The organism is Streptomyces malaysiense, from assembly GCF_000980885.2.
GTDB classification, from domain to species: Bacteria; Actinomycetota; Actinomycetes; order Streptomycetales; family Streptomycetaceae; genus Streptomyces; species Streptomyces malaysiense.
The window spans coordinates 114,851-133,899 of the sequence record NZ_LBDA02000007.1 but is presented as its reverse complement, the minus strand read 5'-3'; the positions used below and the strand labels follow the sequence as shown (position 1 = coordinate 133,899).

Below are 19,049 nucleotides of genomic sequence, written 5' to 3'. Positions count from 1 at the left end.
ACCACAGTTTCGTCACGGCCAACATAGGCGACCAGCGGGTTCCCTGTCCGCATCCAGCGCGACCGAAATTCCACCGACGACCTTGATCGACCTCAGGACTTGGTGACCGTCGCCTTGTTGATCACAACGGTCGCGTTCGGGGCACCGTCACCCTGACCGGTGCTCTCGCCCGCCGCCGCGATCTTGTTCAGCACCTTCATGCCGGACGCCGAGATCGTGCCGAACGGCGTGTACTGGGGCGGCAGCGGGCTGTCCTTGTAGACCAGGAAGAACTGGCTGCCGCCGGTGTGCTTCTGGCCGGTGTTGGCCATCGCCACCGTGCCCGCCGGGTAGGTGTTCTTCTTCAGGCTGGCGTCCTTCAGGTTCTCGTCCGGCAGCGTGTAGCCGGGGCCGCCCATGCCGGTGCCCTGCGGGTCGCCGCACTGGAGCACGTAGATGCCCTGCGTGGTCAGCCGGTGGCACTTGGTGTGGTCGAAGAAGCCCTTGCCCGCGAGGAAGTCGAAGGAGTTGACCGTGTGCGGGGCCGCCGACGTCTTCAGCGCGACCGGGATGTCACCGCACGTCGTCGAGAGGTCCAGCGTGTACTTCGCCGACGTGTCGATCGACATCGCCGGCTCCTTCTTCCAGCTGAGCTTCTTCACCGAGCCCGCCGCCGGCTTCTGGCACGGGTCCGGCGCCTTGCTGGGCTTCGCGGACGCGCTCGGCGTCGTCTTCGCACCTGCGTCGGTCTTCTTGTCGTCGCCTCCCAGCACGTGGGTCGTGTAGAGCGCCACACTGCCGATCACGATGACGCCCAGTACCGACGCGATCGCGGAGTTGCGCACGCGGGCCCTGCGCCGCGACTCGGTGCGCCGCTGCTGCTGCCGCAAGAACTTCTCCCGGGCGAGCTGACGCCGCCGCTGCTCCTGGCTGACCACCGGGTTCTCTCCTCATGCGTGTCGTGTGTCGAGCGGTACGCGTGCGTCCGCGTGGGCCGACCACTGCGTGTAGCCCCGTACCGTATATGGGTTCGCTGAGGAAACGGCAGCGCCGGTAGGCTCTGGGTGCGGCCGAGGCCGCCTTGTCGCCACCTGTCGGACCGAGAAACGAAGGACGATCGTGCTCATTGCCGGGTTCCCCGCCGGGGCCTGGGGGACGAACTGCTACCTCGTCGCCCCCGCCGCCGGTGAGGAGTGCGTGATCATCGACCCGGGCCACCAGGCCGCCGACGGAGTCGAGGAAGCGCTGAAGAAGCATCGGCTCAAGCCCGTCGCCGTCGTCCTCACCCACGGCCACATCGACCATGTGGCCTCGGTCGTCCCCGTGTGCGGCGCCCATGACGTGCCCGCCTGGATCCATCCCGAGGACCGCTTCATGATGAGCGACCCGGAGAAGGCGCTCGGCCGCTCGATCGGCATGCCCCTCATGGGCGAGCTGACCGTGGGCGAGCCCGACGACGTCCGGGAGCTGGCCGACGGCGCGAAGCTGGGGCTGGCCGGGATGGAGTTCTCCGTCGCGCACGCGCCGGGCCATACCAGGGGGTCGGTGACCTTCCGGATGCCCGAGAGCGCCGACGTGCCGTCGGTGTTCTTCTCCGGGGATCTGCTGTTCGCCGGCTCCATCGGACGCACCGACCTGCCGGGCGGATCCATGGCGGACATGTTCGCGTCGCTGGCACGGGTGTGCCTGCCGCTCGACGACTCCACCGTGGTCCTGTCCGGCCACGGCCCCCAGACGACCATCGGCCGCGAGCGCGCCACCAACCCCTATCTGCGGGAAGTGGCGGCCGGCCAGGGAGCCCCCGCGGCTCCCCGACGAGGAATGTGACGAGAGAGCTTCCGTGAGCACCTTCCAGGCCCCCAAGGGCACCTACGACCTGATCCCGCCGGACTCCGCGACGTACCTGGCGGTCCGCGACGCGATCGCCGCCCCGCTGCGCAACTCGGGCTACGGCTACATCGAGACCCCCGGCTTCGAGAACGTGGAGCTGTTCGCGCGCGGTGTGGGCGAGTCCACCGACATCGTCACCAAGGAGATGTACGCCTTCGAGACCAAGGGCGGCGACAGGCTCGCGCTGCGCCCCGAGGGCACGGCCTCCGTGCTGCGCGCGGCCCTGGAGGCCAACCTGCACAAGACCGGCAACCTCCCGGTCAAGCTCTGGTACTCGGGCTCGTACTACCGCTACGAGCGCCCGCAGAAGGGCCGCTATCGCCACTTCTCCCAGGTCGGTGCCGAGGCGATCGGCGCGGAGGACCCGGCGCTGGACGCCGAGCTGATCATCCTGGCCGACCAGGCGTACCGCTCGCTGGGCCTGCGTGACTTCCGCATCCTGCTCAACAGCCTGGGCGACAAGGAGTGCCGGCCGGTGTACCGGGCCGCGCTCCAGGACTTCCTGCGCGTCCTGGACATCGACGAGGACACGCGCCGGCGCGCCGAGATCAACCCGCTGCGCGTCCTGGACGACAAGCGCGAGTCGGTGCAGAAGCAGCTCACCGGCGCCCCGCTGCTGCGGGACTACCTGTGCGACGCCTGCAAGGCGTACCACGAGGAGGTCCGCGAACTGATCACGGCGGCGGGCGTGGCCTTCGAGGACGACCCGAGGCTGGTCCGCGGCCTGGACTACTACACCCGCACCACCTTCGAGTTCGTGCACGACGGCCTCGGCTCGCAGTCCGCGGTGGGCGGCGGCGGCCGCTACGACGGCCTGTCCGAGATGATCGGCGGCCCCGCGCTGCCCTCCGTCGGCTGGGCCCTCGGCGTCGACCGCACGGTCCTCGCACTGGAGGCCGAGGGCGTCCGGCTGGACATCCCGTCCACCACGTCCGTGTACGCCGTGCCGCTCGGGGAGGAGGCCCGCCGCGTCCTGTTCGCCAAGGTCACCGAGTTGCGCAAGGTGGGCATCGCGGCGGACTTCGCGTACGGCGGCAAGGGCCTCAAGGGAGCCATGAAGAACGCCAACCGCAGCGGCGCGCGCTACACCCTGGTGGCCGGCGAGCGCGACCTGGCCGAGGGAGTCGTCCAGCTCAAGGACATGGAGTCCGGCGAGCAGAGCGCGATCGGCGTCAACGAGATCGTGGCGGAGCTGGAGTCACGGCTCGGCTAGCCGCCGTCAGCGAGCGGGGGAAGGGCGCCGGGGACATCCCCGGCGCCCTTCGCCGTCGCTCCGGCACCCGTGCCCCCTGAGCGGCAACAGGACGCCGACGCCGGGCACGGCGCACGCCGGGAGACCCGGCGGAGGATTCACGCGGGTCGCGGCCGGGGGCGTGCGGGGCCGTGACCTTCGGGGGCCGGTGAGACGGAACCGGCCAGATCTCGCCGGGGGCCGGGGGCCGGGGGCCGGGGGCGCCGAGCGCGCCGGCGTCGGGCCGGGGTGGCGGCGTCGGCTGGGGGAGGGGGCCTCGGCCGTCCCGGTGAGTGACCTTCCGGGGCCGCGCGGGCGTGGTGCCGCACGGCCCCGGCGGCCGTCAACACCGCGGACGCTGATTCGTCCTGCCGGAGGATTCCCTTCCGGGACCGCCGGGCGCGGTCCTCCGCCGCCGGGTCCCCGCCGAGCGCCGGGACCTCGCCGCCGTTTTGGGAGTGGTCGTCCCGGGCGGTCCCCACCGTGCCGCTGCCGCCCGCGCCATGGGGTCCGAGCAGGTCGAACACCGCGCCGCGCCGGACGCCGGGAACCGGGCCGTCCACCGTGGTCACGTCCACCCACCGCTCGCGCGGACTCCGCACGTTCACCGCGAATTCGTTCGCGTGTGCTGTCATGGCCTTGATGCTCCGGCCAAAACCGTGCGGTCCGTGACCATCGGGCGGACGTCCTTATGTCCGTCGAACGGTGGACACACAGAAGGGTGCGGCACAATGGCCGGTGCCCGAAGTTGGTCCAACTCTCAAGTGACGGAATCGGCGTGATGAGCAAGACGACAGTCAACGACGTCTCCGCGGTGTCCGGTCCCGACCGCCCCGCCGACGGCCGCACCGCGGGCGGCAGCCGCGCCTTCGCCCTGCTGCTGGTCATCACCGGCGCGGCCGGACTGCTGGCCGCCTGGGTGATCACGCTCGACAAGTTCAAGATCCTCGAGTACAAGGTCGCGGGCAAGACCTTCACGCCCGGCTGCAGCGTGAACCCGGTGGTCTCCTGCGGCAGCGTGATGGAGAGCAAGCAGGCCGCCGTCTTCGGCTTCCCCAACCCGATGCTCGGCCTGGTCTGCTACGGCATCGTGATCTGCGTCGGCATGAGCCTGCTGACCCGCGCCCGCTTCCCGCGCTGGTACTGGCTGACGTTCGACTTCGGCACCCTCTTCGGCGTCTGCTTCGTCACCTGGCTCCAGTTCGAGTCCCTGTACCGGATCAACGCGCTGTGCCTGTGGTGCTCGCTGGCCTGGGTCGCCACGATCACCATGTTCTGGTACGTCACCTCGTCCAACATCCGCAACGGCTTCCTGCCCGCCCCGCGCTGGCTGCGCTCCTTCCTGGGCGAGTTCACCTGGGTGCTGCCGCTCACCCACTGCGGCATCATCGCCATGCTGATCCTGACCCGCTGGGGCAGCGCCCTCTGGGCCTGAGACCCCGTTTTGCGGCCCGGTCCCGGCACGGGGCCGGGCGGCATTGTCAGTGCCGTGACTTAGGGTTTCAGCGTGGAACCCGACCTCTTCACCGCCGCAGCAGAAGAACGCCAGGAGAAGGACCCGGCGGCCAGCCCCCTGGCGGTGCGCATGCGCCCGCGCACTCTCGACGAGGTCGTGGGCCAGCAGCACCTGCTCAAACCCGGCTCACCCCTGCGCCGCCTGGTCGGCGAGGGCTCCGGCGGCCCCGCCGGACCCTCCTCGGTGATCCTCTGGGGCCCTCCCGGCACCGGCAAGACCACCCTCGCGTACGTCGTCTCCAAGGCCACCAACAAGCGCTTCGTCGAGCTGTCCGCGATCACCGCGGGCGTCAAGGAGGTGCGCGCGGTCATCGACGGCGCCCGCCGCGCCGCCGGCGGCTTCGGCACCGAGACCGTCCTCTTCCTGGACGAGATCCACCGCTTCAGCAAGGCCCAGCAGGACTCCCTGCTCCCCGCGGTCGAGAACCGCTGGGTGACCCTGATCGCGGCCACCACCGAGAACCCCTACTTCTCGGTGATCTCCCCGCTGCTGTCCCGCTCCCTGCTGCTCACCCTCGAACCCCTCACGGACGACGACGTACGCGGCCTGCTGCGGCGCGCCCTCGGCGCCGAGCGCGGCCTGAAGGGCGCGGTCACCCTCCCCGAGGACACCGAGGAACACCTGCTGCGCATCGCCGGCGGCGACGCCCGCCGCGCCCTGACCGCCCTGGAGGCCGCCGCCGGGGCCGCCCTCGACCAGGGCGAGAGCGGGATCTCCCTCGCCACCCTGGAGCAGACCGTGGACCGGGCGGCGGTCAAGTACGACCGCGACGGCGACCAGCACTACGACGTCGCCAGCGCCCTCATCAAGTCCATCCGCGGCTCGGACGTGGACGCGGCCCTGCACTACCTCGCCCGCATGATCGAGGCCGGCGAGGACCCCCGGTTCATCGCCCGGCGCCTGATGATCTCCGCCAGCGAGGACATCGGTCTGGCCGACCCGAACGCGCTGCCCGTCGCGGTCGCCGCCGCCCAGGCCGTCGCCATGATCGGGTTCCCCGAGGCGGCCCTCACCCTCAGCCACGCCACCATCGCCCTCGCGCTCGCCCCCAAGTCCAACTCCGCGACGACCGCGATAGGCGCCGCCCTCGACGACGTCCGCAAGGGCCTGGCCGGCGCGGTGCCGCCGCACCTGCGCGACGGCCACTACAAGGGCGCCGCCAAGCTCGGCCACGCGCAGGGGTACGTATATCCGCACGACCTGCCCGAGGGCATCGCCGAGCAGCAGTACGCCCCGGACGCGATCAAGGACCGCGAGTACTACGCCCCGACCCGTCACGGCGCCGAGGCGCGGTACGCGGACGCGGTCGACTGGACCCGCAAGCACCTCGGTCGCCGGCGGTCCTGAGCAGCCTGTAGAATGCTCCGAAGCGCCCAGTCCCGTGCCGTCAGAGCGGGACAACGGGCCGGAGATCCCGTCCTTTCGGGGACGGACTCCAGGAGCGTCGCGCACCGTCGAACGGTGTCGCGGGCAGCCCACCACCACCCGGAGCCCGGGAGCGGTCGGTGGGCCACTCGCGTGCTGCACGTATGTGCCCAGATCAGGGAAGCGGCTGCCCAGCGGGTCCCCAGCGGACCGGCGGGTCTTCCCGGCTGCGGATGCGACCTCCCGAAACCTCTGGCAAGCCGAACACTACGAAACGAGATTGAGACAGTGGCGAACCAGTCCCGCCCCAAGGTCAAGAAGTCGCGTGCCCTCGGCATCGCGCTGACCCCGAAGGCCGTCAAGTACTTCGAGGCCCGCCCCTACCCGCCGGGTGAGCACGGCCGCGGCCGCAAGCAGAACTCGGACTACAAGGTCCGTCTGCTGGAGAAGCAGCGCCTGCGCGCTCAGTACGACATCTCCGAGCGCCAGCTGGTCCGTGCCTACGACCGTGCGTCCAAGGTCCAGGGCAAGACCGGTGAGGCCCTGATCGTGGAGCTGGAGCGCCGCCTCGACGCGCTGGTCCTGCGTTCGGGTCTCGCCCGCACGATCTACCAGGCCCGCCAGATGGTCGTCCACGGCCACATCCAGGTCAACGGCCAGAAGGTCGACAAGCCGTCCTTCCGCGTCCGTCCGGACGACGTCGTGCAGGTCCGCGACCGCTCCAAGGACAAGACGCTCTTCCAGATCGCCCGTGAGGGTGGCTTCGCCGCGGACGGCGAGACCCCGCGCTACCTCCAGGTGAACCTCAAGGCCCTGGCGTTCCGCCTGGACCGCGAGCCGAACCGCAAGGAGATCCCGGTGATCTGCGACGAGCAGCTCGTCGTCGAGTACTACGCCCGCTGATCCCAGCCCCGGCGCAGCACCGCACTCCGGACCGCCGTCCTCCCCGTCCCGCTGGGCGGGGGAGGCGGCGGTTCCGCGTTCTCCGGGCTCGGGGCGGGGCGGCGGCCCCGCGTTCGCCGGGCCGTGCCGCCCGCCAGGGCGAGAGAGTTCCTAACGGCCCTTCCCCGCCTCGCAGCCCCCGCCCGTGCGCACCGCGTCCCATCGCCGCGCCCCGCGCGGAGCCGGTACCGAGGCCGGCGGCCGGATCCCCGCCCGGCCCAGCGCCCGGTTCACCGCGGCCTCCCGGTCCAGGCGCCCCCCGCGTCGTACGTACTCCTCGTAACGGGCGTCGCCGAGCGCCCCGCGGGCGGCTGACTCGCACTGGGCGTGCGGGGCGTTGTAGTGCGCCGAACCGAAGAGCGGAAGGCCCACCGAGGGCCACAGACGGGCGGCCGCGCCCTGGAGGACGGCCGCCTCGGCGGCATCCCCCTCGGTCGCCGTCACCAGGGCGAGCAGTTCGAGGGTCAGCACCGAGCCGAGCAGATCGTCGAAGGCGTGGGCGTTGCGCAGGCACTCGGTCAGCAACTCCCGCGCCCGCGCCGGCGAGCCCTCCCGCCAGGCCGCGTACGCCAGGACGTACAAGGCGTACGACCGTGCCCAGCGCTCCCCGCGCTCCTCGCACACCCGGCGCACGTCCTCGCACAGCCGTACCGCCTCCGGCAGATCCCCCTGGAAGGCGCGCGCCATCGCCAGCTCGACGCGCCCCATGAGCACGTTGCTGTTCAGCTCGCCGATCTCCCCGTAGCGCGCGAGCGCCGAGCGCAGCAGCGTTTCTGCACGCGGCAGATCGTCCGTGACCAGCGCCAGACAGCCGGTGCGGTGTTCCGCGTAGGCCAGCGCCATCGCGTCCGCCGACCGCTCCGCCCGCTCCCGGCACGCACGCAGCGCCCGACGCGCGGGCCCGCTGTCGCCCTGGAGCACCGCCACGTACCCGAGCACCCACAGCGCCTTCAGCCGGGACCGCTCGTAGCCCGACTCCAGAGCCACGCTCCGCTCCAGCCAGCGCCGGCCCTCCGCCAGCCGCCCGCAGCCCACCCAGCAGAACCACAGCGACCCCGCCAGGTACTGCCCCAGATGCGCCTCCCCGGGCTCGCCGAGGCTGAACTCCATCGCGGCCCGCAGGCTGGGCAGCTCCACCGCCACCCGCGCCGCCACCTCCCGCTGCCGGGGCGAGAACCACTCCAGTTCGCACCAGGTCGCCAGGCCCACGTACCAGTCCCGGTGCCGCCGCCGCAGCCGCGCCGCGTCCCCGGTCGCCTCCAGCCAGCCGGCTCCGTAGTCCCGTACGGTGTCGAGCATCCGGTAGCGCGAACCCGCCTCGGTCTCCTCGCGGACGATCACCGACTGGGCCAGCAGCTCCGAGAGCACGTCGAGGATGTCCGTGTCGGGCAGCTCCGCCCCGCTGCACACGTATTCGACCGCCTCCAGGTCGAAGGTCCCCGCGAACACCGTGAGCCGTGCCCACAGCAGCCGTTCCGCCGGGGTGCACAGTTCGTGGCTCCAGCCGATCGCCGTGCGCAGCGTCCGGTGCCGGGGCAGCGCGTCACGGCCGCCGCCGGTCAGCACCCGGAACCGGTCGTCCAGCCGGTCCAGCAGCTGCGCCGCGGACAGGGCCCGCAGCCGGGCCGCCGCCAGCTCCAGCGCCAGCGGGATGCCGTCGAGCCGTGCGCACAGCTCCCGCACCTCGGGGCCGTCGGACACCGCGATCCCCTGCTCGCCGGCCCGGTCCGTGAGCAGCCGCACCGACTCGTCCGCGCCGAGCGGCGCCAGTGGGAACAGCCGCTCGCCCGCGAGGCCCAGCGGGCGTCGGCCCACCGCCAGCACCCGCAGCTCCGGCAGCCCCCGCAGCAGCTGTGCGACCAGCGCCGCGGTGGCCGCCACCAGATGCTCGAACCCGTCGAGGACCAGCAGCGTCGGGCACGCGGCCAGCTGCTCCAGCACCGTCTCGCGCGGCGCCCGGGTGGTGTGGTCGGTCAGCCCGAGGGCCTCCGCCACCTCGTACTCCACGAGCTCCGGGTCGTGCGCCGCCGCCAGCTCGACCCAGCCGTGCGCCGTGTCCCAGCCGGCGACGACCCGCGCGGCCAGCCGGGACTTGCCCACCCCGCCGGGCCCGGTCACCGTCACCAGCCGGGCCGACCGCAGGGCCGCGGCGAGCCGCGCGGCCTCCGCCGCGCGTCCGACGAATCCGGTCAGTTCGAGGGGCGGCTCGCCGCCGGCGAAAGGTTCTGGGCACTGAGGACCTCGCATGGGACACGGAGCGTACTGAACCGTGTTCATTCCGTACAATCGCTTCCCGTAACTCCACCGTTCCCGCCGGTAATCCGGTACGGAGCGTCCGCCCCGGCGCGATAGGCTCGGGACACGACTTTTCCGATGCTCAGGCACGTTTCAGGGAGCGGGTGCGCACAGTGTCCGGTGGCGAGGTGGCCGGGATCCTGGTGGCCGTCTTCTGGGCGATCCTGGTCTCCTTCCTCGCGGTGGCCCTCGCGAGGGTGGCCCAGACGCTCAAGGCGACCACCAAGCTCGTGGCGGACGTGACCGACCAGGCCGTCCCGCTGCTCGCGGACGCATCCCAGGCGGTGCGTTCCGCGCAGACCCAGATCGACCGGGTCGACGCGATCGCCACCGACGTCCAGGAGGTCACCTCCAACGCCTCCGCGCTGTCCACCACCGTCGCCTCCACCTTCGGCGGTCCGCTGGTCAAGGTCGCGGCCTTCGGCTACGGCGTCCGCAGGGCGCTCGGCGGCCGCAAGGAGGAGGACGTGCCCGGGAATTCGGCCCGGCGTACGGTGATCGTGGGCCGCACGGTCCCCGCCGCACGACGCAAGCGCAACCTCCGCGGGAAGAGGGACTGAGACCGAGCCATGTTCCGTCGTACCTTCTGGTTCAGCACCGGCGTCGCCGCCGGCGTCTGGGCCACCACCAAGGTCAACCGCAAGCTGAGGCAGCTGACCCCCGAGAGCCTGGCCGCGACCGCGGCCAACAAGGCCCTGGAGACGGGTCAGCGCCTGAAGGACCGCGCGGTCGGCTTCGCGCTCGACGTCCGCGACAACATGGCCCAGCGGGAGGACGAGCTCCAGGAGGCCCTCGGCATCCAGGACGACGCGCTCCCGGCGCCCCGGCGGCTCACCGCCATCGAGTACACCCCGAGCACCGACCGCACCAACCCGAAGTACATCGAATCCCCGATGCACTCGTACAACCGGAATGAGGACCACTGATGGAGTCGGCCGAGATTCGCCGCCGCTGGCTGAGCTTCTACGAGGAGCGCGGTCACACCGTCGTCCCTTCGGCGTCGCTCATCGCGGACGACCCGACTCTGCTCCTCGTCCCGGCCGGCATGGTTCCCTTCAAGCCCTACTTCCTGGGTGAGGTCAAGCCGCCCTTCCAGCGCGCCACCAGCGTGCAGAAGTGCGTGCGCACGCCCGACATCGAAGAGGTCGGCAAGACCACCCGCCACGGCACGTTCTTCCAGATGTGCGGCAACTTCTCCTTCGGCGACTACTTCAAGGAAGGCGCCATCAAGTACGCCTGGGAGCTGCTCACCAGCCCCCAGGACAAGGGCGGTTACGGCCTCGACCCCGAGCGCCTGTGGATCACCGTCTACCTGGACGACGACGAGGCCGAGCGGATCTGGCACGAGGTCGTCGGCGTGCCCAAGGAGCGCATCCAGCGCCTGGGCAAGAAGGACAACTTCTGGTCCATGGGCGTCCCCGGCCCCTGCGGCCCCTGCTCCGAGATCAACTACGACCGCGGCCCCGAGTTCGGCGTCGAGGGCGGCCCGGCCGTCAACGACGAGCGGTACGTGGAGATCTGGAACCTCGTCTTCATGCAGTACGAGCGGGGCGAGGGCACCGGCAAGGACGACTTCGAGATCCTCGGCGACCTGCCCAGCAAGAACATCGACACCGGCCTCGGCCTCGAACGCCTCGCCATGATTCTGCAGGGCGTGCAGAACATGTACGAGATCGACACCTCGATGGCCGTCATCGAGAAGGCCACCGAGCTGACCGGCGTCCGCTACGGCGACGCCCACGACTCGGACGTCTCCCTGCGCGTGGTCACCGACCACATGCGCACGTCCGTGATGCTCATCGGCGACGGTGTCACCCCGGGCAACGAGGGCCGCGGCTACGTGCTGCGCCGCATCATGCGTCGCGCCATCCGCAACATGCGTCTGCTGGGCGCCACCGGACCGGTCGTCAAGAGCCTGATCGACACCGTGATCGCCATGATGGGCCAGCAGTACCCGGAGCTGATCACCGACCGCGAGCGCATCGAGAAGGTCGCCCTCGCCGAGGAGAACGCCTTCCTGAAGACCCTGAAGGCCGGCACCAACATCCTGGACACCGCCGTCACCGAGACCAAGCAGTCCGGCGGTGGCGTCCTGTCCGGTGAGAAGGCCTTCCTGCTCCACGACACCTGGGGTTTCCCGATCGACCTCACCCTGGAGATGGCCGCCGAACAGGGCCTCGCCGTGGACGAGGAGGGCTTCCGCCGGCTGATGAAGGAGCAGCGGGAGCGCGCCAAGGCCGACGCCCAGGCCAAGAAGACCGGCCACGCCGACCTCGGCGCCTACCGGGAGATCGCCGACAGCGCCGGTGCCACCGACTTCATCGGGTACGCCGACACCGAGGGCGAGTCCACCATCGTGGGCCTGCTGGTCGACGGCGTCTCCTCGCCCGCCGCCTCCGAGGGCGACGAGGTCGAGGTCGTCCTGGACCGCACCCCGTTCTACGCCGAGGGCGGCGGCCAGATCGGCGACACCGGCCGGATCAAGGCCGACTCCGGCGCCGTCATCGAGATCCGCGACTGCCAGAAGCCGGTCCCGGGCGTGTACGTGCACAAGGGCGTCGTCCAGGTCGGCGAGGTCACGGTCGGCGCCAAGGCCCAGGCCTCCATCGACGTGCACCGCCGCAAGGCCATCGCCCGCGCCCACTCGGCCACCCACCTCACCCACCAGGCCCTGCGCGACGCCCTCGGTCCGACGGCCGCCCAGGCCGGTTCCGAGAACCAGCCGGGCCGCTTCCGCTTCGACTTCGGCTCGCCGTCCGCCGTGCCGACGGCCGTGATGACCGACGTCGAGCAGAAGATCAACGAGGTCCTCGCCCGCGACCTCGACGTGCACGCCGAGGTCATGGGCATCGACGAGGCCAAGAAGCAGGGCGCCATCGCCGAGTTCGGCGAGAAGTACGGCGAGCGGGTCCGTGTGGTGACCATCGGCGACTTCTCCAAGGAGCTGTGCGGCGGCACGCACGTGCACAACACCGCCCAGCTGGGCCTGGTGAAGCTGCTCGGCGAGTCGTCGATCGGCTCCGGTGTGCGCCGTATCGAGGCCCTGGTCGGTGTGGACGCCTACAACTTCCTCGCCCGTGAGCACACGGTCGTCAACCAGCTGACCGAGCTGCTCAAGGGCCGCTCCGAGGAGCTTCCGGAGAAGGTCTCCGTCATGCTCGGCAAGCTGAAGGACGCCGAGAAGGAGATCGAGAAGTTCCGCGCCGAGAAGGTGCTCCAGGCCGCCGCCGGTCTCGCCGACTCGGCCAAGGACGTGCGGGGCATCGCCCTGGTCACCGGCCGGGTGCCGGACGGCACCACGCCGGACGACCTGCGCAAGCTGGTCCTCGACGTGCGGGGTCGCGTCCAGGGCGGCCGGGCCGCCGTGGTCGCCCTGTTCACGGTGAACAACGGCAAGCCGCTGACGGTCATCGCCACCAACGAGGCCGCCCGCGAGCGTGGTCTGAAGGCCGGTGACCTGGTGCGCACGGCCGCCAAGACCCTCGGTGGCGGCGGTGGCGGCAAGCCGGACGTCGCCCAGGGAGGCGGCCAGAACCCGGCCGCCGTCGGGGAGGCCGCCGAGGCCGTCGAGCGTCTCGTCGCCGAGACCGCCAAGTGATATCCGAGTAAGGAAACGGTCGGAAATGCGCAGAGGACGTCGGCTTTCGATCGACGTCGGGGACGCCCGGATCGGGGTCGCCTCGTGCGACCCCGACGGGATCCTCGCCACTCCGGTGGAGACGGTCCCCGGCCGGGACATCCCCGCCGCCCATCGCCGGTTGCGTCAACTGGTTGCGGAATATGAGCCGATCGAGGTAATCGTCGGTCTCCCTCGTTCCCTCAAGGGGGGCGAGGGCCCCGCCGCCGCCAAGGTCCGCGCCTTCACCCAGGACCTCGCCAAGGGCGTCAAGCCGGTGCCGGTCCGCCTCGTGGACGAGCGGATGACGACCGTGACGGCCACGCAGGGACTGCGGGCCTCGGGGGTGAAGTCCAAGAAGGGCCGGTCCGTCATCGACCAGGCCGCGGCCGTGATCATCCTCCAGCAGGCCCTCGAATCCGAACGGGTGTCAGGTAAGCCACCCGGCGAGGGCGTCGAAGTGGTCATCTGATCGCGATACGGTAACGTTCCGCGCGATGCGACGGCGTTCGAACAGCCGACGCACAGCAAGAGGCGGAACGGAAGCCGGCTCCCGGTCGCGTGACCGTGGGCCTCGCGGCTCTAGGGGATCGATGACCGAGTATGGCCGGGGCCCAGGCTCCGAACCGTGGCATCCGCAGGACCCGTTGTACGGGGACGGCGGATGGGAAGGGCAGCAGGCCTACGCCGGGCATCAGGCTGCCTACGGCGGCCTGTCGCAGCAGCAGTACCCGCAGCAGCCGCAGCAGCAGTACGGCGGCGAGTGGGCCCAGGGCCCGCAGCCCGGTTACGACGGTCAGCAGTACCCGTACCACGACGGCCAGGTCCATCCCCCGTACGACCCCCACTACCAGGGCCAGTACCCGCAGCACCCGCAGCAGCCGGGCCATCCGCAGCAGCCCGGCCACCACCAGGGCGGCTGGGACGCGACCGGCACCCACGGCCAGGTGCCCTACGCGGCCGACCCCGGTGACCCCTACGGGCAGCAGCCCGTCGCCTACGGAGCCGAGCAGCCCGACCTCTACGGCACCGAGGACGCCTACCCCCCGCCGGAGCCTCCCGGCCGCAGGCGCCCCGAGGCCCGGCCGGACCCGGACGCCCCCGCCGACGACGAGGAGGAGGAGCACGCCTTCTTCGCGGGCGGCGGCGATGACGACGAGGACGGCGAGGAGTACGAGCTGGCCGGCCGCCGGGAGCGGCGCGGCGGCAAGGGCAGGAAGCCCGTCAAGAGCAAGAAGCGCCGTACCGGCTGCGCCTGCATGGTCGTCGTCCTGGTCTTCGGCGGCGGCCTCGGCGGTGTCGGGTACTACGGCTACAAGTTCTACCAAAATCGTTTCGCCCCGGCCCCGGACTACGCGGGCGACGGCACCGGCGTGACGGTGACCGTCGAGATCCCCAAGGGTGCCGGCGGCTGGGACATCGGCCGGCGGCTGAAGGAGGCCGGTGTCGTCAAGAGCGCCGAGGCCTTCGTCCACGCCCAGGGCACGACACCGGGCGGCGACTCGATCCAGGCCGGCGCCTATCTCCTGAAGAAGGAGATGTCCGCCGCGAGCGCGGTGCGCATGATGCTCGACCCGAAGAGCCAGAACAATGTCGTGGTGACGCCGGGCGAGCGTAATTCCGCCGTTTACCAGGCCATCGACAAGAAGCTGGAAATGGCCGCCGGCAGCACCGAGAAGATCGCTAAGAAGGACCACACCGGTCTCGGAGTTCCGTCCTGGGTGCGGAAGAGCCCCACGATGAAGGACCCGCTGGAGGGCTTCCTCTTCCCGGGCACCTATCCGGCCGCCAAGGGCATGAAACCGGAGGCGATCCTCAAGCAGATGGTGGCCCAGGCCAAGGAGCGGTACGCCGCCTACGGCCTGGACGCGAAGGCCAAGTCCCTTGGTCTGCATGACGGATTCGAGCTGGTCACGGTCGCGAGCCTGGTCCAGGCCGAGGGCAAGACGCACGACGACTTCCGCAAGATGGCCGAGGTGGTCTACAACCGTCTGAAGCCCACCAACACCGAGACGAACCAGCTGCTCCAGTTCGACTCGACGTACAACTACGCCAAGGGCACCAGCAACATCCATATCTCCGAGAAGGAGATCAACAGCAACCAGAGCCCGTACAACACGTACACCCACAAGGGCCTGCCGCCCGGTCCGATCGGCAACCCCGGCGAGGACGCGATCAAGGCGGCCCTGAATCCGACCCACGACGGCTGGATCTATTTCGTCGCGACCGACGGTACGACCAATACCGAATTCGCCAAGACCTACGAAGAATTCCAGCAGCTCAAGGACAAGTTCAATGCCACCTCGGGCAACTGACGCCCGCCGGGCCGCCGTGCTCGGAAAGCCCATCGCCCACTCCCTCTCCCCGGTGCTGCACCGGGCCGCCTACGCCGAACTCGGGCTCACCGACTGGTCGTACGACCGGTTCGAGGTCGGCGAGGCGGAGCTGCCCGGATTCTTCGAGAAGCTCGGGCCCGAGTGGGCGGGGCTGTCGCTGACCATGCCGCTGAAGCGGGCGGTCATCCCGCTGCTGGACGAGATCAGCGAGGCCGCCGCCTCGGTGGACGCGGTCAACACGGTCGTGTTCGGCGCGGACGGCCGCACCCGGGGGGACAACACCGACATCCCCGGCATGGTCGCCGCGTTGCGTGAACACGGCATCGAAGAGGTCGGGTCCGCCGCGATCCTCGGCGCCGGCGCCACCGCCTCCTCCGCGCTCGCCGCGCTGTCCCGCGTCTGCACCGGGGAGGTCGTCGCCTATGTGCGCAGCGAGCCCCGCGCCGCCGAGATGCGCCAGTGGGGCCGCCGCCTCGACGTGGACGTCCGTACGGCCGACTGGTCGGACGCGGCCGAGGCGCTGCGCGCCCCGCTGGTGATCGCCACCACCCCGGCCGGCACCACCGACGCCCTCGCCGCCGCCGTGCCCGAGCGCCCCGCCACCCTCTTCGACGTGCTCTACGAGCCCTGGCCCACCGAGCTGGCGGCTCGCTGGTCCATGTGCGGCGGCGCGGTGGTCGGCGGCCTCGACCTGCTGGTCCACCAGGCCGTCCTCCAGGTCGAGCAGATGACCGGCCGCGCCCCGGCGCCGCTGGAGGCCATGCGCCGGGCCGGGGAGCAGGCCCTCGCCGCCCGCTGAGCGGCCGCGTCCGGCACGCGTCCCGTCCACCGGGCGCCCGTACCCCGTCCGCTGGCTGGACCGGGCACCGGACACCCGCCGCGGACGTGGGAGGATCGGACATGGCGGACCGGGGTCGCGCATCCGGTCACGCCGTCGGCGCCCGCGGGGAACGCGTGGGCCGGGCAGTACCGGGCGCGAACACTGAGGAGCACCGTTGAGCAGGCTGCGTTGGCTGACCGCGGGGGAGTCCCACGGTCCCGCACTTGTGGCGACGCTGGAGGGCCTTCCCGCCGGCGTACCGATCACCACGGAGATGGTGGCGGACCACCTCGCGCGGCGGCGGCTCGGCTATGGCCGCGGTGCGCGGATGAAGTTCGAACGGGACGAGGTCACCTTTCTGGGTGGTGTCCGGCACGGGCTGACCCTGGGTTCGCCGGTCGCGATCATGGTGGGCAACACCGAGTGGCCCAAGTGGGAGCAGGTCATGTCGGCCGACCCGGTCGCAGCCGAGATCCTCGACGGGCTCGCCCGCAACGCGCCGCTGACCCGGCCGCGGCCCGGCCACGCGGACCTGGCGGGCATGCAGAAGTACGACTTCGAGGAGGCCCGCCCGATCCTGGAACGCGCCTCCGCCCGTGAGACGGCCGCCCGGGTGGCGCTGGGCGCGGTGGCCCGCTCGTACCTGAAGGAGACGGCCGGGATCGAGATCGTCTCCCACGTGGTCGAGCTGTGCTCGGTGAAGGCCCCGGCCGGGGTGTACCCGACACCGGCCGACGTGGAGAAGCTGGACGCGGACCCGCTGCGCTGCCTGGACCCGGACGCGTCCAGGGCGATGGTCGAGGAGGTCGACCAGGCCCACAAGGACGGCGACACGCTCGGCGGCGTGGTCGAGGTGCTGGCGTACGGCGTGCCGGTCGGGCTGGGCTCGCACGTGCACTGGGACCGCAAGCTCGACGCGCGCCTCGCCGGTGCCCTGATGGGCATCCAGGCGATCAAGGGCGTGGAGATCGGCGACGGCTTCGAGCTGGCCCGGGTGCCGGGCTCGCGGGCGCACGACGAGATCGTGGGCACCCCGGAGGGCATCCGGCGGGTCTCCGGCCGCGCGGGCGGCACCGAGGGCGGCCTGTCCACGGGCGAGCTGCTGCGGGTGCGGGCCGCCATGAAGCCGATCGCCACCGTGCCGCGCGCGCTGCGGACCGTGGACGTGACCACCGGCGAGGCCGCGCAGGCCCACCACCAGCGCTCCGACGTCTCCGCGGTGCCGGCCGCGGGCATCGTGGCCGAGGCCATGGTCGCGCTGGTCCTCGCGGACGCGGTGGCGGAGAAGTTCGGCGGCGACTCGGTGGGCGAGACCCGCCGGAACGTCCGCTCGTACCTCGACAACCTGCGGATCCGATGAGCGGGCCGCGTCTCGTCCTCGTCGGCCCGATGGGCGTCGGCAAGTCCACCGTGGGCCGGCTGCTGGCCGAGCGGCTCGGCACCGGCTACCGGGACACCGACGACGACATCGTGGCCGCCGAGGGCCGGGAGATCTCCGAGATCTTCGTGGACGACGGCGAGGAGCGCTTCCGGGAGCTGGAGAAGGCGGCCGTGGCCACCGCGCTCGCCGAGCACGAGGGCGTCCTCGCGCTCGGCGGCGGCGCGGTCCTCGACCCGGACACCCGCGCGCTGCTCGGCCGGCACCCGGTGGTCTACCTCTCCATGGACGTGGAGGAGGCGGTCCGGCGCACCGGTCTGAACGTGGCCCGCCCGCTGCTCGCGGTCAACCCGCGCAAGCAGTGGCGCGAGCTGATGGAGGCACGCCGCCACTTGTACGAGGAGGTCGCCACCGTCGTCGTACAGACGGACGGCCGCACCCCCGAAGAGGTCACCCGAGCAGCGCTGGACGCAGTGGAGTTGAAGAAGGCATGAGCGAGGCAGTCACCCGGATCCAGGTCGCGGGCACCGCGGGCACCGATCCGTACGAGGTGCTGGTCGGCCACCGGCTCCTGGGCGAACTGGCCGGGTTGATCGGCTCCCGGGCCAAGCGGGTCGCGGTGATCCACCCGGAGGCGCTGGCCGAGACCGGGGACGCGCTCCGCGCCGACCTGGCCGATCAGGGCTACGAGGCGATCGCCGTCCAGGTGCCCAACGCCGAGGAGGCCAAGACCGCCGAGGTCGCCGCCTACTGCTGGAAGGCGCTCGGCCAGTCCAACTTCACCCGCACCGACGTCATCGTCGGCGTGGGCGGCGGCGCGACCACCGACCTCGCCGGGTTCGTGGCCGCGACCTGGCTGCGCGGGGTGCGCTGGATCGCCGTGCCGACCACCGTCCTCGCCATGGTGGACGCGGCCGTCGGCGGCAAGACCGGCATCAACACCGCCGAGGGCAAGAACCTGGTCGGCGCCTTCCACCCGCCGGCCGGTGTGCTGTGCGACCTGGCCGCGCTGGAGTCCCTGCCGGTCAACGACTACGTCTCCGGGCTCGCCGAGATCATCAAGGCCGGCTTCATCGCCGACCCGGTGATCCTCGACCTGATCGAGGCCGACACCGAGGCCGCGCGCAGCCCGCGGGGCCCGCACACGGCCGAACTGATCGAGCGCTCGATCCGGGTGAAGGCCGAGGTCGTCTCCTCGGACCTGAAGGAGTCCGGCCGCCGCGAGATCCTCAACTACGGCCACACGCTCGGCCACGCCATCGAGAAGAACGAGCGCTACAAGTGGCGGCACGGCGCCGCGGTCGCGGTCGGCATGCACTTCGCCGCCGAACTCGGCCGTCTCGCGGGCCGGCTGGACGACGCGACGGCCGACCGGCACCGCGCGATCCTCGAAGCCGTCGGTCTCCCGCTGCACTACCGCTACGACCAGTGGCCCAAGCTGGTCGAGAACATGAAGGTCGACAAGAAGTCCCGCGGCGATCTGCTGCGCTTCATCGTCCTCGACGGCCTGGCCAAGCCGACCGTCCTGGAGGGTCCCGACCCGGCGGTCCTGCTGGCCGCCTACGGGGAAGTCGGCGAGTAGCCCCGCGTCTTCGCAGGTCGCGCCATCTTTTTCGGCGCGGCGGGCACTTCGGATCGTCCCCGGCCGTTTCACCGAACGACGGCCGGGGACGGTACCGTT

At 71.4% G+C, this 19,049-nt stretch carries 16 protein-coding genes; 14 read left to right on the top strand and 2 right to left on the bottom strand.

All coding sequences use genetic code 11. The annotated features are described in order from the left end of the window. Nucleotides 1-92: 92 nt before the first annotated feature. Nucleotides 93-917 carry a peptidylprolyl isomerase gene (locus VT52_RS04260; RefSeq protein WP_046426058.1) on the bottom strand — a complete coding sequence of 275 codons (825 nt, stop codon included), beginning with the start codon at nucleotides 915-917 and terminating at the stop codon, nucleotides 93-95. Nucleotides 918-1,098: 181 nt separating this feature from the next. Between VT52_RS04260 and VT52_RS04255 the strand changes: the two genes are divergently transcribed. The 5 genes from VT52_RS04255 to rpsD all read left to right on the top strand — a co-directional run bounded on the left by VT52_RS04255 (nucleotide 1,099) and on the right by rpsD (nucleotide 6,884). Then, nucleotides 1,099-1,806 carry an MBL fold metallo-hydrolase gene (locus VT52_RS04255; protein ID WP_046426059.1) on the top strand — a complete coding sequence of 236 codons (708 nt, stop codon included), beginning with the start codon at nucleotides 1,099-1,101 and terminating at the stop codon, nucleotides 1,804-1,806. Between the two features lie 13 nt (nucleotides 1,807-1,819). Further along, entirely contained in the window at nucleotides 1,820-3,082 is a 1,263-nt protein-coding gene (gene hisS, locus VT52_RS04250) for a histidine--tRNA ligase (protein ID WP_046426062.1), read from the top strand. A gap of 799 nt (nucleotides 3,083-3,881) precedes the next feature. After that, nucleotides 3,882-4,535, top strand: coding sequence for a vitamin K epoxide reductase family protein (locus VT52_RS04245; RefSeq protein WP_046427987.1), 654 nt, complete (start codon nucleotides 3,882-3,884; stop codon nucleotides 4,533-4,535). 72 nt (nucleotides 4,536-4,607) lie between these two features. Continuing rightward, nucleotides 4,608-5,963, top strand: coding sequence for a replication-associated recombination protein A (locus VT52_RS04240; RefSeq protein ID WP_046427989.1), 1,356 nt, complete (start codon nucleotides 4,608-4,610; stop codon nucleotides 5,961-5,963). Between the two features lie 306 nt (nucleotides 5,964-6,269). Then, entirely contained in the window at nucleotides 6,270-6,884 is a 615-nt protein-coding gene (gene rpsD / locus VT52_RS04235; protein ID WP_046427991.1) for a 30S ribosomal protein S4, read from the top strand. Between the two features lie 150 nt (nucleotides 6,885-7,034). On the opposite strand, the gene VT52_RS04230 is transcribed toward rpsD, so the two are convergent. After that, nucleotides 7,035-9,170, bottom strand: a complete 2,136-nt coding sequence (locus tag VT52_RS04230) for an ATP-binding protein (RefSeq protein ID WP_053055729.1) — start codon at nucleotides 9,168-9,170, stop codon at nucleotides 7,035-7,037. 152 nt (nucleotides 9,171-9,322) lie between these two features. Between VT52_RS04230 and VT52_RS04225 the strand changes: the two genes are divergently transcribed. The 9 genes from VT52_RS04225 to aroB all read left to right on the top strand — a co-directional run bounded on the left by VT52_RS04225 (nucleotide 9,323) and on the right by aroB (nucleotide 18,950). Then, nucleotides 9,323-9,778, top strand: coding sequence for a DUF948 domain-containing protein (locus VT52_RS04225; RefSeq protein WP_086808818.1), 456 nt, complete (start codon nucleotides 9,323-9,325; stop codon nucleotides 9,776-9,778). A 9-nt stretch (nucleotides 9,779-9,787) separates the two neighbouring features. Then, nucleotides 9,788-10,144 (top strand): hypothetical protein, encoded by a 357-nt coding sequence (locus VT52_RS04220; RefSeq protein ID WP_046427995.1) that lies wholly within the window; start codon nucleotides 9,788-9,790, stop codon nucleotides 10,142-10,144. Next, entirely contained in the window at nucleotides 10,144-12,816 is a 2,673-nt protein-coding gene (gene alaS / locus VT52_RS04215) for an alanine--tRNA ligase (RefSeq protein ID WP_046427999.1), read from the top strand. The genes VT52_RS04220 and alaS overlap by 1 nt, the downstream gene beginning before the upstream one ends. A gap of 25 nt (nucleotides 12,817-12,841) precedes the next feature. Then, on the top strand, nucleotides 12,842-13,306 hold the full coding sequence (gene ruvX / locus VT52_RS04210; protein WP_046428003.1) for a Holliday junction resolvase RuvX: 465 nt from the start codon (nucleotides 12,842-12,844) through the stop codon (nucleotides 13,304-13,306). A 121-nt stretch (nucleotides 13,307-13,427) separates the two neighbouring features. Next, entirely contained in the window at nucleotides 13,428-15,149 is a 1,722-nt protein-coding gene (gene mltG, locus VT52_RS04205) for an endolytic transglycosylase MltG (RefSeq protein WP_079174820.1), read from the top strand. Next, a complete protein-coding gene (locus VT52_RS04200) occupies nucleotides 15,130-15,969 on the top strand; it encodes a shikimate dehydrogenase (RefSeq protein WP_046428008.1) in 840 nt (279 codons plus the stop codon). The genes mltG and VT52_RS04200 overlap by 20 nt, the downstream gene beginning before the upstream one ends. Nucleotides 15,970-16,165: 196 nt before the next feature. Continuing rightward, nucleotides 16,166-17,350: a chorismate synthase gene (gene aroC / locus VT52_RS04195; protein WP_046428010.1), complete on the top strand. Its 1,185-nt coding sequence runs from the start codon at nucleotides 16,166-16,168 to the stop codon at nucleotides 17,348-17,350. After that, on the top strand, nucleotides 17,347-17,862 hold the full coding sequence (locus VT52_RS04190) for a shikimate kinase (RefSeq protein WP_046428012.1): 516 nt from the start codon (nucleotides 17,347-17,349) through the stop codon (nucleotides 17,860-17,862). The genes aroC and VT52_RS04190 overlap by 4 nt, the downstream gene beginning before the upstream one ends. After that, complete coding sequence (aroB, locus tag VT52_RS04185) at nucleotides 17,859-18,950, top strand: 3-dehydroquinate synthase (RefSeq protein ID WP_046428015.1); 1,092 nt, start codon at nucleotides 17,859-17,861, stop codon at nucleotides 18,948-18,950. The genes VT52_RS04190 and aroB overlap by 4 nt, the downstream gene beginning before the upstream one ends. Nucleotides 18,951-19,049: the final 99 nt, after the last annotated feature.